The sequence below is a fragment of the Streptomyces sp. NPDC059003 genome, assembly GCF_042740445.1.
GTDB lineage: Bacteria > Actinomycetota > Actinomycetes > Streptomycetales > Streptomycetaceae > Streptomyces.
The window spans coordinates 1-12,519 of sequence record NZ_JBHYJH010000083.1; the positions used below are offsets into that span (position 1 = coordinate 1).

The following is a 12,519-nucleotide window of genomic DNA, read 5'->3' on the forward strand; positions in this document are numbered from 1 at the left end:
GGGGCGGCAGCCCCTGGTTTCGGGAAAGGGGCGGGACTGGGGCGCCCCGCGAAGGACCCGCGCCGCGCACAGCCGCCCCGCCCCGGCGATAATGGCCCGATGGCGAAAAACAGGCGGACCCGGGCCGCGCGGGAGGCCCTCGTCGAGGAAGTCGACGGCGGACTCGCCGAGCTCATGCCCGACCGCGACCGCCCGAACGCCTGGACCCTCCTCGTCGACGGCGCCCCCCAGTCGTACGTAGACCTCGATGACCCCACGCACCTCGACTTCGAGTACCAGCGCAGAATCGGCCACATCGCCGACCTCGTCGCACCGCCGGGCCGCCCCCTGCACGCCCTGCACCTCGGCGGCGGCGCCTGCAGCCTCGCCCGCTACATCGCCGCCACCCGGCCCCGCTCCACCCAGCAGGTCGTCGAGCGGGACGCCGCCCTCGTCCAGCTGGTCCGCCGTGCCCTGCCCCTCGACCCGCAGGCGCGCATACGCGTGCGCGGCGCCGACGCGCGCGAGGGGCTCGCGAAGGTGCCGGACGGCTGGGCCGACCTCGTGATCGCCGACGTGTTCAGCGGGGCCCGCACGCCCGCGCACCTCACCAGCGTGGAGTTCCTCGGCGACGTACGCCGCGTCCTCAAGCCCGGCGGGCACTACGCCGCGAACCTCGCCGACGGGCCGCCGCTCGGCTATCTGCGCGGGCAGCTCGCCACCGCCGCCACCGTCTTCCCCGAACTCGCGCTCGTCGCCGACCCGGCCGTGCTGCGCGGCAAGCGCTTCGGCAACGCCGTGCTCCTCGCGTCGGAACAGCCCCTTCCGGTCGCCGAGCTGACCCGCCGCAGCGCCGGTGACCCGCACCCCGCGCGCGTGGCGCACGGCCGGGAACTCGCCGACTTCAGCGGCGGCGCGACCGCCGTCACGGACGCGCGCGCCGTGGCCTCGCCGCAGCCGCCGCCGTCGGTGTTCCGCTGAATCCTCGCGGGTCAGTACGTGTCGACCTCGACGCGCGGCGCGTGGTCGTGCCAGGTGCAGAACACCGAGACGCGGTCCGTGTCCGTCGTGAACTCCACGCGGATCCACGTCGGCGCCGTCCACATCTGCATCGACCAGCCCGCCGCGGGCCGCACCGACACGAGCTTCGCCGACGTCTCCCCCAGGTCGAACACGACCCGGCCGCCCTCCGTGTTGTAGCCCCTCACGCTCCCGGAGGCACCCGGGTGCCTCGGCGCCGGGCGGGCCGGTGCCTGCGGGCTCGTGGAGTGCTTAGCGATCTTCGACGGCTGCGGGGGCCGCGGGCTCCGGCGGTCCTTCGCGGGGGACGGCACGGGGGTCCGCGACGGCTTCGTGCGCGGCGTCGGCTCCGGGCGGTGCGTGGACGACGAGAGGGAATCCCCCGCTCCGTCACCGGCCGCGAGCGGCACCGCGCGCGGCGGGTCGTACGCCGTGCCCGCCATCACCGTGTGCACACCCCACCACGACAGCGTGACCGCCGCGCCCGTGGCGAGCGACCACGCGATGGCGTGTACGAGACTCCTGTGCATCGCGGGCCATACTGCACCACCCCCGCGCACCGGCCACAAGCCCCGTCCCGGGCAAGGGAAACGGGGCGGGACCCGGGTCGGGGGACATGCGGCCTAAGCCTCCATCAGGCGCCCGTGAGCGGACATCGGGCCCAAGTCCGGGTCAAACGTCCCGCGGGGCACCGCCCGCGCCCGCATGGCGTACGGTGCCGTGCCATGGCAAGTGTGCTCGTCGTCGAGGACGACCAGTTCGTGCGCTCGGCCCTCATCCGGCATCTCACCGACGCCTCCCACACCGTACGCAGCGTCGGCACCGCCCTGGAGGCCCTGCGCGAGGTCGCCCACGCCCGCTTCGACGTGGTGATCCTCGACCTCGGCCTGCCCGACCTCGACGGGGCCGAGGCGCTGAAGATGCTCCGCGGCATCACCGACGTACCCGTGATCGTCGCCACCGCCCGCGACGACGAGACGGAGATCGTCCGGCTCCTCAACGACGGCGCCGACGACTACCTCACCAAGCCGTTCTCCGTCGAGCACCTCTCCGCGCGCATGACCGCCGTGCTGCGCCGGGCCCGGGGCGGCGGCGAGGTGCCGTCGGGCCGGGTCCTGCGCGTCGGCGGCCTCGCCATCGACCCGCTGCGCCGCCAGGCCGAACTCGACGGCGCCCGGCTCGACCTGACCCGGCGCGAGTTCGACCTGCTCGCCTTCCTCGCCGGGCGGCCCGGCGTCGTCGTACCCCGCAAGGAACTCCTCGCCGAGGTGTGGCAGCAGAGCTACGGCGACGACCAGACCATCGACGTCCATCTGTCCTGGCTGCGACGCAAGCTCGGCGAGACCGCGGCCCGCCCCCGCTATCTGCACACCCTCCGCGGCGTCGGCGTGAAGCTGGAACCACCTCTGTGACGGTCGGGGAGCCGACGCCGTGAGATGGGCCCTGGTGAAGGTCTGCCTGGCCGTCACGGTGATGGTCGTCGCCGCCTTCGCGATCCCCCTCGGCCTGGTCATCCAGGAGATGGCCCGCGACCGCGCCTTCTCCAACGCCGAACGGCACGCCGCCGGCATGGGTCCGACCCTCTCCATCACCACCGACCGCGACCAGCTCACCCGCGCCGTCGCCACCTCCGAGGCGGGCGCCGACGGGCGCATGGCCGTGCACGTACCGGCCGTGGGGGCCCGCTCCCCGCTCACGATCGGCGACTCGCGCGCCCGCGGCGGCGACGTCGGGGCCGCCCGCGAACAGGGCCGCGCCCGGACCGTCGGCGTGCCCGGCGGCTCGGCGCTCCTGCAGCCCTTCGGCCTCGGCTCCGGCGAGACCGCCGTCGTCGAGATCTTCGTGCCCGAGAGCGAGGTCAGCAACGGCGTCACCACCGCCTGGCTGGTCCTCGCGGGCGTCGGCGTCGGCCTGATCATCGGCTCCGTCGCGGTCGCCGACCGGCTCGGCGTCCGGATGGTCCAGCCCGCCCGGCGCCTGGTCGGCGCCGCACGCGACCTCGGCGACGGCAAGCTCGGCGCGCGCGTGCCCGAGGACGGGCCCACCGAACTGCGCCTCGCCGCCGTCGCGTTCAACTCGATGGCCGACCAGGTCGTCCAGCTCCTCGCCAACGAACGCGAACTGGCCGCCGACCTCTCCCACCGCCTGCGCACCCCGCTGACCGTGCTCCGCCTCAACGCGGCCTCCCTCGGCGACGGGCCCGCCGCCGAACAGACCCGGATCGCCGTCGCCCAGCTGGAGCGCGAGGTCGACACCATCATCCGCACCGCCCGCGACGCCAAGCCCCGCACGGTGGCCATCGGGCCCGGCGCGGTCTGCGACGCGGCCGAAGTCATCCGCGAACGCATGGAGTTCTGGTCGGCGCTCGCCGAGGACGAGGGCCGCGAGGCGCGGGTGGCGGGCGTCGACGAACCCGTGTGGACGCCCGTCGCGCGCACCGAGCTCGTCGCCGCGCTCGACGCCCTGCTCGGCAACGTCTTCCGGCACACCCGGGAGGGCGCGGCCTTCGCCGTGGACGTGCACAGCGGCGAGGACGCCGTGATCGTGCTGGTCTCCGACGCGGGCGACGGCATCGCCGACCCCGCAAGCGCGCTCGCCCGCGGCAACTCCGGCGGCGAGGACGGCTCCACCGGCCTCGGCCTCGACATCGTCCGCCGCCTCGCCGAGTCGACGGGCGGCGACGTCCGCATCGGCAGGTCGGTCCTCGGCGGCACGGAGGTCCGCCTCTGGATCCAGCGGGGGTCGCTCCGCGCCTCGGGCGGGCGCCGGGGCGGGCGCCGCCGTCGGCGCGCCCTTCCCCGGGGCCTCTGCCGAGGTCTGCGCCGGCGTCTCTCCCGGAACCTTTCCCGGAACCTTTCCCGACCCCGATCCCAGCCTTAAGCCCACCCTAAGGATCCCCGGATCCCCCCGCGCCTGCCCGAATTGTCGCGCCGCGTGCAGCTAGCGTTCCGAGTGGTTCCAGTACCCCCACGGGAGTCCCAGGACCCCCACGGGAAAACGCGCCCCCCGGCCGGACCCTTCCCCCCACCCGGCCGGGGCGCGCCCCCACTCGGCCCGCGCCCCCGCCAGGCTCGCGCCCCCGCCAGGCCCGAGCCCCGCTCAGTCGGCGGCCCCCGGCAGCTCCCCGCTCGCCGCCACCTTCGCGTACCAGTGGGCGCTCGACTTCGGCGTACGCGTCTGCGTCGCGTAGTCGACGTACACCGCGCCGAAGCGCTTGCTGTAGCCGTACGCCCACTCGAAGTTGTCCAGGAGCGACCACAGGAAGTACCCGCGCACGTCGGCGCCTTCGAGAAGCGCCGCGTGCACGGCCGTGAGGTGCCCGTGCAGATAGCGGATGCGGTCCGGGTCGTGGACGGCGCCGTCGCCCGCGGGGGGCCGGTCGTCGAAGGCCGCGCCGTTCTCCGTCACGTAGAGCGGAACCCCGGGGGCCTGAGCGGTGTACTCAAGGAGAAGGTCCTTCAGGCCGGTGGGGTCCACCGGCCAGTCCATGGCGGTGAGTTCGCCGGGCGCCCGGTGGAAGGAGACGAGCCGGTCGGCGCCCGGCCAGGGGGAGTGGTCGCTCGTGCCGTGCCCGTCGCGGCGCTGGTCGCCCAGGTCGGCGGGGGCCGCCGACACGACAGCGGGGGAGTAGTAGTTGATGCCGAGGAAGTCCAGGGGCTGCCGTGTGACGCCCAGATCGCCGTCGCGCACGAACGCCCAGTCGGTGAGCCCGGCGGTGTCGGCGAGCAGATCGTCGTCGTACGTTCCGCGGAGCATCGGCCCGGTGAAGACGCGGTTGGCGAGCGCGTCGATCCGGCGCCGCGCGTCGAGGTCGGCGGCCGAGGAGGTGAGGGGGCGCACGGCGCTCGGGTTGAGGCAGACGCCGATCCCGGCCCGGCCGGGCAGCGCCGCCCGCAGCGCCTCGGCGCCCAGGCCGTGGGCGAGGTTGAGGTGATGCGCCGCGCGCAGGGCGGCGACGGGATCGGTGCGCCCGGGCGCGTGCACCCCCGAGCCATAGCCGAGGAACGCGCTGCACCAGGGCTCGTTGAGCGTCGCCCACAGCCGCACGCGGTCGCCGAGCGCCCCGGCGACGATCCCGGCGTACTCGGCGAAGCGGTGGGCGGTGTCCCGCTCCGGCCACCCGCCGCCCGCCGCACCCCCGCTGGGGAAGGCCGACTCCAGCTCCTGCGGCAGGTCCCAGTGGTAGAGGGTGACCATGGGCTCGATGCCGTGGGCGAGGAGCTCGTCGACGAGGGCGCGGTAGAAGTCGAGCCCGCGCTGGACGGCGGGCCCGCGCCCGGTGGGCTGCACCCGAGGCCACGACACGGAGAAGCGGTACGCGCTCAGGCCGAGGTCCGCCATGAGCCGTACGTCGTCGCGCCACCGGTGGTAGTGGTCACAGGCGACGTCCCCGGTGTCGCCGCCGAGCACCTTGCCCGGCGTGTGGCTGAAGGTGTCCCAGATCGACGGGGTCCTGCCGTCCTCCCGGGCGCCCCCTTCGATCTGGTACGCGGCGGTGGCGGCCCCCCACAGGAAGGCGGGCGGGAACCGCAGGTCGGCATCGGGCATGGAAGCGCTCCCAAGGGTCGTACGGGAAGGGGGAGATGGCGAGGCCTGCGCGGGCGGCTGAGGGCGCGGCTGAGGGCACGGCTAACCCTTCACCCCTGCATGATCCCGCCCACGATCTGCTTGCCGAACAGGACGAAGGCGAGGAGCAGCGGCAGCGTGCCGAGCAGGGCGCCCGCCATGATCACGGACTGGTCGGGGATCTGCCCCCGGCCAAGCCCGGCCAGGGCCACCTGCACGGTCGGCTCGCCGCCCTGCGTGAGCGCGATGATCGGCCAGAAGAAGTCGTTCCAGGCCATCACGAACGTCAGCATGCCGAGCACGGCCATGGCGGGCCGCGCCGCGGGAAAGACCACGTGCCAGATGACCCGGAAGCTGCTGGCCCCGTCGACCCGCGCCGCCTCGACGAGCTCGGTGGGCAGCGCCTCGATGAGGTACTGCCGCATGAAGAACACCCCGAAGGCGCTCACGAGGGTGGGAAGCACGACGGACTGCAGCTGATCGGTCCAGCCGAACTCGGCGATCATCATGAAGAGCGGTACGACGCTGAGCTGCGGCGGCACCATCATCGTGCCGATCACCAGGAGCAGAAGCAGCCCCCGGAAGCGGAAGCGGAGCTTGGCGAAGGCGAAGCCGGCGAGGGTGGAGAAGAGGACGGTCCCGATGGTGATCGTGCCCGCCACCACCAGGGTGTTGACCAGGGCCGTGCCCATGTTGGCGTCGGTCCAGGCGATCTCCAGGTTCTTGAAGAGGTTGCCGCCGAACCAGAAGGGCGGGGGTGTCTGGGCGAGCCGTGTGTTGGTGCGGGACGCGGCGATCGCCGTCCATACGAGGGGGAAGAGCGAGCCGACGGTGAAGAGGACGAGCACGGCGTAGGTGAGCTTCCCGCCGTGCAGCTGGCGCCCGGCCCCGCGTTTCCTGGAAGTGATCACGTCATCCCCTCACGCGCTCTTGCGGATCCGGCGGCTGACGGCCCAGTTGACGAGCCCGATCAGGACGAGGATCAGGAACATGGTCCAGGCGATCGCCGAGGCCCGCCCGAGGTGCTGGTTGAACCAGCCCTGCTCGTACAGATAGAGACCGAGCGTCTGGAACTGGTGGTCGGAGCCGCCGGTGGGGCTCGCCCCCTGGCTGAACAGAAGCGGCTCGCCGAACAGCTGGGTCGCGCCGATCGTGGAGACGACACAGGTGAACAGGATGGTCGGCCGCAGCGACGGCACGGTCACATGGCGGAACTGCTGCCAGCGGCTCGCCCCGTCGAGCGCCGCCGACTCGTACAGATCGCCCGGGATGGCCTGCATCGCGGCGAGATAGATCAGCGCGTTGTAGCCCGTCCACCGCCAGATCACGATGGCGGAGACCGCGAGCTGTGCCGTCCAGTCGCCGTTCTGCCAGTCCACGGCGTCGACGCCGACGAGCCCGAGCCCCCAGTTGATAAGACCGTGATCGGTCCTGCTGAACATGAGCACGAACACGAGCGTCGCCGCGGCCACCGACGTGGCGTAGGGCGTGAGGATCGCGACCCGGAAGAACATCGAGCCGCGCAGGCGGTAGTTGAGGAGGTGGGCGAGGCCGAGCGCCATGAGCAGCTGCGGCACGGTCGAGAGCAGACCGATGGTGAACGTGTTGCGCAGCGCGTTCCAGAAGAAGTCGTCGTCGAGGAGCCGGGAGAAGTTGCGCAGGCCCACCCACTCCATGTCGGTGGGCGTCCCGAGCTCCACGCGGTGCAGCGAGGCCCACCCCGTGTAGAGCAGCGGGAAGAGTCCGAAGGCGACGAAGAAGAGGAAGAAGGGGGCGATCAGGGCGTAGGGGCTCCACTTCACGTCCCAGCGGTAGCGGCGGCTGCGGCGTGCCCTGCGGCGCTCGTCGCGCCGCCCGTCGGCCGGGTTCCGGGCGGTCGCCGTCGCGGCCGCGCCCTCCTCCGGTACGGAGGGCGCGGCGGCGTCACTCGGGATGTCGGTCACCGGGTCACTGGTCCAGTGCGTTGTCGATGGTCTTCACGGCCTTGCCCCAGGCCTTGTCGGGGTCGGTGCCCTTCTGGTCGACGCCGAGCATCCCGGTGTCGGCCAGGTACTGGGAGATGATCCCGTCCTTGGGACCGATGGGCTGGACCGGCACGCCCTCGGCGGCCCGGGAGAAGATCCGGCCGACGGGCGCCCCGCCGAAGTAGGGGTTCTTGGCGTCCTTCACCTCGGACAGGCCGTACGCGGCGTCGGCGCTCGGGAAGCTGGCCCGCTTGTCGAACAGCTTGGCCTGCTGCTTCGGCGCGGTCAGCCAGGCGACGAGCTCGGCGGCCTCCTTCTTGTGCTTGCCCGCCTCGGGCACGGTGAGGAAGGAGCCGCCCCAGTTGCTGGGCTTGGGCGCGGCGGCGACGTCCCACTGGTCCTCGCCGTCCTTGCCCGCCTTGTCCTTGATGTAGCCGAGCATCCAGGGCGGGCAGGTCACCGTGGCGAAGGAGGCGTTGGCGAAGGCCTGGTCCCAACTGGGCTGGAACTGCTGGAGCTTGGCGGTGAGCCCGGCCTCGGCGAACTCGGCCGCGATGTCCCAGCCCTCCTTGACGGTGGCGCTGTCCTTGTAGATGAGCTCGCCGTCGGCGTCGTAGAACTTCTCGGTGCCCGAGCCGTGCACGGCGGCCATCACGCCGGTGGCGCCGTCGACGAAGGCGGTGCCCTTGGGGGCCTTGGCCTGGTAGCGCTTGCCCGCGTCCAGGTACTTGCGCCAGTCCCCGGCCCAGAGCTTGCCGACGGCCTCGCGGTCCGTCGGCAGCCCTGCCTTCTTGAAGAGGTCCTTGCGGTAGCAGATGCCGGTGGGGCCGATGTCGGTGCCGAGCCCGACGGTCTTGCCGTCCTTGGCCGTGCCCTGCTTCCACTTCCAGTCGAGATAGGAGTTCTTGTCGACGCCGGAGACCTTGCCGAGGTCCATCAGCTTGGCGGAGTGCGTGCCGGTCAGCTCGGCGATGTTGCCGACCTCGACGGCCTGGACGTCGGACAGGCCGCTGCCGCTGCTGAGGTGGGTGAGCAGCGCGGGCCAGTAGTTCTCGTTGCGCTGTACGGAGTTCTGTTTGATCTTGATGTCCGGGTGGAGGTTCTCGTACTCGTCGTAGAGCCCGGCCTCCTGAAGGCCGAAGGCGCCGAACACGCCGACGGTCAGCGTCGTCCTGCCCTTGCCGCCCCCGCCGCCACCCGAGGAGCCGCCGGGCTCGTCCTCGTCGGAGTCCTCCGCGCAGCCGGCGAGCAGCCCGCCCGCGAGTGCGGCGACGGCCGCGAGGACCACGGCCTTGTGGGGCGTTCGAGTCCTGTAGCGCATTGCGTCCTCCTGGTGCTCCGACGTACCGGCCACCGGTCAACCACCTTGTGCGATGCGGGGATCGGGGGGAGCCGGCTCGGACGGCACGTGTGGGTCGTGTAAGAGCCGGGTAGGGTGGGAGCGCTCCCATCGATGATGTCTTGAAGAGTCCCGGCTCGCCGCGGGGGTGTCAAGGCACCGGACACCGGGAGTTGCGGGCCCGTCGGCCCGCTCGGGCGCCGCCGCTGGTGGCCGGGGTCCCGCTGTTAGATTGACGTGCTTGCGCCGGGCGAACGCCGGCCGTGGCGCGTCGTGGGGAGGCACCGATGAGGAGTGGTCAGCCCAGGGGGCGCAGCGGGGGGCGGCCCACTCTCGAGGAGGTCGCCGCGCGCGCGGGCGTCGGCCGCGGCACGGTGTCCCGCGTGATCAACGGCTCGCCCCGGGTGAGCGAGCGCACCCGCGCCGCCGTCGAGGAGGCCGTCGCGGAGCTCGGCTACGTACCGAACACGGCGGCCCGCGCGCTCGCCGCGAACCGCACCGACTCGATCGCCGTCGTCGTCCCGGAGCCGGAGTCCCGGTTCTTCGCCGAGCCGTACTTCTCGGACATCATCCACGGCGTCGGCACCGCCCTCGCGGACACCGACATGCAGCTCCTGCTGACCTTCGCGGGCGGCGACCGGGAGCGGCGCCGCCTCGCCCAGTACCTGTCGGCGCACCGCGTGGACGGCGTCCTGCTCGTCTCGGTGCACGCCGACGACCCGCTGCCCGACCTGCTGCGGCAGCTGGAGATCCCGGCGGTGATCAGCGGCCGCCGCTCGGCCGACGAGCCGCTCGCCTCGGTCGACTCCGACAACTTCGCGGGCGCCCGCGCGGCCGTCACCCATCTGCTCGCCCGGGGCCGCCGCACCATAGCGACGATCACCGGCCGCCTGGACGTGTACGGCGCCCAGCGCCGCCTGGACGGCTACCGCGACGCCCTGGCCGAGGCCGGCCACGACGTCGACGAGGGCCTGGTGGCCCGCGCCGACTTCACCGAGGACGGCGGCCGCCGCGCGATGGCGGACCTCCTGGAGCGCAGGCCGGACCTGGACGCGGTCTTCGCCGGTTCGGACGTGATGGCGGCGGGCGCCCGCCAGGTCCTGCGCCGCGCGGGCCGCCGCATACCGGACGACGTGGCCCTGGTCGGCTTCGACGACTCGGCGATCGCCCGCCATATGGACCCGCCCCTGACCAGCGTGCGCCAGCCCATCGCGGAGATGGGCCGCACGATGACGCACGTCCTGCTCACCGAGATCGCCGACCCCCGCCCTGCGGCCGCCCGCCGCCTGGACCGCCCGCAGATCGTGCTCCCGACGGAACTGGTGTGCCGCGCGTCGTCGTGACGGGCGGGCCCCGGAAACCGGGATGATCTTTGTGCTCCGCCCCGATAGGGTCGCCCGGCCGTCGAGTAAGGGGAGTAAGCCTTGAAGACCATGACAGACAGCGAGTGGCGTTCCTTCGTCCTCGCGGGGACGCGCACGGGCAAGCTGGCCACCAATCGCGCGGACGGCAGACCGCACGTCACGCCGGTCTGGTTCCTCCTCGACGAGGAGGGCGGGCCGGACGGGGACACCCATGTGGTCCTCACCACCTGGCACGAGTCCCTGAAGTACAAGGCGCTGCGCCGCGAGCCCCGCTTCTCGCTGTGCGTGGACGACCAGGCGCCGCCGTACTCGTACGTGATGCTGGAGTGCGTCGCCGATTTCGTCGACGACCCCGGGGTCCTGCGCGACTGGGCGACCCGGATCGGGGGCCGCTACATGGGTGAGGAGCGGGCGGAGGCGTACGGGAAGCGGAATTCCGTGCCGGGGGAGTATCTGGTGCGGGCCCGGGTGGACCGGGTGATCGCCTTCGGCGGCATCGCGGACTGATTCCGTACCGTGCCGCTGATCACACGCCGATCGCGGAGCGCACGGTGATCACATGACGAAGGCCGGTCCGCCGAAGCGGACCGGCCTTCACCGATCAGGGTGAGTGACGGGACTTGAACCCGCGGCCACCTGGACCACAACCAGGTGCTCTACCAACTGAGCTACACCCACCATGAGCCGGTCTTTTGTCGTTCTTCCGACCGGCCGAGAAAAAGTGTACAGGGTCCGAAGGGGTGCTCGCGCACCCCTTTTGCGGACCCCGTACGCGAGGCTCCGTGACGGGCTAATCCGCAGGCAGCACGTGCTTCGCCGCGATCGACCGCGCCGTGTCCGAGTCCGGGCCCGGCTGGGGCACGAAGATCGCCTCGCGGTAGTACCGCAGCTCGGCGATGGACTCACGGATGTCGGCGAGCGCCCGGTGGTTGCCGTTCTTGTCCGGGCTGTTGAAGTACGCCCGGGGGTACCAGCGCCGGGAGAGCTCCTTGATGGAGGACACGTCGACGATGCGGTAGTGCAGGAAGCCCTCCAGGGTCGGCATGTCCCGCAGCAGGAAGCCGCGGTCCGTGCCGACCGAGTTGCCGCACAGCGGGGCCTTGCGGGGCTCCTTCACGTGCTGACGGATGTAGTCGAGCACCTGTTCCTCGGCGTCGGCCAGGGTGGTGCCGCCGGGCAGCTCGTCCAGGAGGCCGGAGGTGGTGTGCATCTGCCGCACCACCTCCGGCATGGTCTCCAGGGCCGCGTCCGGCGGGCGGATCACGATGTCCACACCTTCGCCGAGCACGTTCAGTTCCGAGTCGGTGACCAGTGCGGCCACCTCGATAAGTGCGTCGTCCGTCAGCGAGAGCCCGGTCATCTCGCAGTCGATCCACACCATGCGATCGTTCATGCGCCCAACCCTACGGCGCACTCCTCTGACCGGGCAGAGGCGTACGGCTCGACGCGTACGCGTCGGCCTGCGGTTTGCCCGGATCCATCGGCAGGGACGCCGCGGCTCCGAGCGCGCTCGCGGCCGCGGTGCGCCGTGTCTGGGACGGGACCGGACCGGGGGTCATCCCCGGATTCGCTCCCGGGCCCATGCCCGGACCACCAGGACCACCCGGACCGCCGGGTCCGCCCGATCCGATCGGACCGCCCGGTCCACCGGGCCCGCCGACCCCGCCGGGGCCGTCGACCGTGACCACGGGGGGTGCCGGGGGTACGGCCGACGCCGCGCCGTCGAGTCCCCGCTCGCTCTGCGGCCTGCGCGCGCGGTAGGCGGCGCGGTACGCGGCGGGCGAGGAGCCGAGCTGGCGGCGGAAGTGACCGCGCAGCGCGACGGGCGAACGGAATCCGCAGCGCCCCGCGACCTCGTCGACGGAGTAGTCGGAGGTCTCCAGGAGCCGCTGCGCCTGGAGCACCCGCTGCGTGATCAGCCACTGCAGGGGAGCGCTCCCGGTGAGCGAGCGGAAGCGCCGGTCGAACGTGCGGCGGCTCATGTACGCGCGGGCGGCGAGCGTCTCCACGTCGAACTGCTCGTGGAGGTGCTCGAGCGCCCAGGCGACGACCTCGGCGAGCGGGTCGGCGCCGATCTCCTCCGGGAGCGACCGGTCCAGATAGCGCTCCTGGCCGCCCGCACGGCGCGGCGGCACGACGAGCCTGCGGGCGAGCGCGCCCGCCGCCTCGTTGCCGTGATCCGTGCGCACGATGTGCAGACAGAGATCGATTCCGGCCGCGGTCCCGGCCGGCGTGAGCACGTCACCGTCGTCGACGAACAGCTCGCGCGGGTCGACGTGGACGGACG

12 protein-coding genes and 1 tRNA gene are annotated in these 12,519 nt (G+C 72.7%); 5 read left to right on the top strand and 8 right to left on the bottom strand.

The window, feature by feature from the left end; genetic code table 11:
* Window positions 1-99: 99 nt before the first annotated feature.
* Window positions 100-960, top strand: coding sequence for a spermidine synthase (locus tag ACFWZ5_RS26390; protein ID WP_384802240.1), 861 nt, complete (start codon window positions 100-102; stop codon window positions 958-960).
* 11 nt (window positions 961-971) lie between these two features.
* Here the strand turns inward: ACFWZ5_RS26390 and ACFWZ5_RS26395 are convergent, their stop codons facing one another.
* Window positions 972-1,529 carry a hypothetical protein gene (locus ACFWZ5_RS26395; RefSeq protein WP_384802243.1) on the bottom strand — a complete coding sequence of 186 codons (558 nt, stop codon included), beginning with the start codon at window positions 1,527-1,529 and terminating at the stop codon, window positions 972-974.
* Window positions 1,530-1,724: 195 nt separating this feature from the next.
* Between ACFWZ5_RS26395 and ACFWZ5_RS26400 the strand changes: the two genes are divergently transcribed.
* Window positions 1,725-2,411: a response regulator transcription factor gene (locus tag ACFWZ5_RS26400; RefSeq protein WP_384802246.1), complete on the top strand. Its 687-nt coding sequence runs from the start codon at window positions 1,725-1,727 to the stop codon at window positions 2,409-2,411.
* Between the two features lie 19 nt (window positions 2,412-2,430).
* Window positions 2,431-3,879 (top strand): sensor histidine kinase, encoded by a 1,449-nt coding sequence (locus ACFWZ5_RS26405; RefSeq protein ID WP_384802249.1) that lies wholly within the window; start codon window positions 2,431-2,433, stop codon window positions 3,877-3,879.
* Window positions 3,880-4,098: 219 nt separating this feature from the next.
* Here the strand turns inward: ACFWZ5_RS26405 and ACFWZ5_RS26410 are convergent, their stop codons facing one another.
* From ACFWZ5_RS26410 to ACFWZ5_RS26425, 4 genes are all read right to left on the bottom strand, one after another.
* Window positions 4,099-5,547 (bottom strand): GH1 family beta-glucosidase, encoded by a 1,449-nt coding sequence (locus ACFWZ5_RS26410; protein ID WP_384802253.1) that lies wholly within the window; start codon window positions 5,545-5,547, stop codon window positions 4,099-4,101.
* Window positions 5,548-5,636: 89 nt separating this feature from the next.
* Window positions 5,637-6,473: a carbohydrate ABC transporter permease gene (locus ACFWZ5_RS26415; RefSeq protein ID WP_384802275.1), complete on the bottom strand. Its 837-nt coding sequence runs from the start codon at window positions 6,471-6,473 to the stop codon at window positions 5,637-5,639.
* 12 nt (window positions 6,474-6,485) lie between these two features.
* Window positions 6,486-7,508, bottom strand: coding sequence for a carbohydrate ABC transporter permease (locus tag ACFWZ5_RS26420; protein ID WP_384802256.1), 1,023 nt, complete (start codon window positions 7,506-7,508; stop codon window positions 6,486-6,488).
* A 4-nt stretch (window positions 7,509-7,512) separates the two neighbouring features.
* Window positions 7,513-8,850 (bottom strand): ABC transporter substrate-binding protein, encoded by a 1,338-nt coding sequence (locus ACFWZ5_RS26425; protein ID WP_384802259.1) that lies wholly within the window; start codon window positions 8,848-8,850, stop codon window positions 7,513-7,515.
* Between the two features lie 305 nt (window positions 8,851-9,155).
* On the opposite strand from ACFWZ5_RS26425, the gene ACFWZ5_RS26430 reads away from it, so the two are divergent.
* Window positions 9,156-10,211 (top strand): LacI family DNA-binding transcriptional regulator, encoded by a 1,056-nt coding sequence (locus ACFWZ5_RS26430; RefSeq protein WP_384802262.1) that lies wholly within the window; start codon window positions 9,156-9,158, stop codon window positions 10,209-10,211.
* A 90-nt stretch (window positions 10,212-10,301) separates the two neighbouring features.
* On the top strand, window positions 10,302-10,739 hold the full coding sequence (locus ACFWZ5_RS26435; RefSeq protein ID WP_384802278.1) for a PPOX class F420-dependent oxidoreductase: 438 nt from the start codon (window positions 10,302-10,304) through the stop codon (window positions 10,737-10,739).
* A 98-nt stretch (window positions 10,740-10,837) separates the two neighbouring features.
* Here the strand turns inward: ACFWZ5_RS26435 and ACFWZ5_RS26440 are convergent.
* The 3 genes from ACFWZ5_RS26440 to ACFWZ5_RS26450 all read right to left on the bottom strand — a co-directional run.
* Window positions 10,838-10,910 (bottom strand) — tRNA-His (locus ACFWZ5_RS26440).
* A 112-nt stretch (window positions 10,911-11,022) separates the two neighbouring features.
* Window positions 11,023-11,625: an oligoribonuclease gene (gene orn, locus ACFWZ5_RS26445; RefSeq protein ID WP_384802265.1), complete on the bottom strand. Its 603-nt coding sequence runs from the start codon at window positions 11,623-11,625 to the stop codon at window positions 11,023-11,025.
* 10 nt (window positions 11,626-11,635) lie between these two features.
* The coding region (locus tag ACFWZ5_RS26450; protein ID WP_384891324.1) for a GlxA family transcriptional regulator at window positions 11,636-12,519 on the bottom strand (884 nt) is incomplete at its 5' end.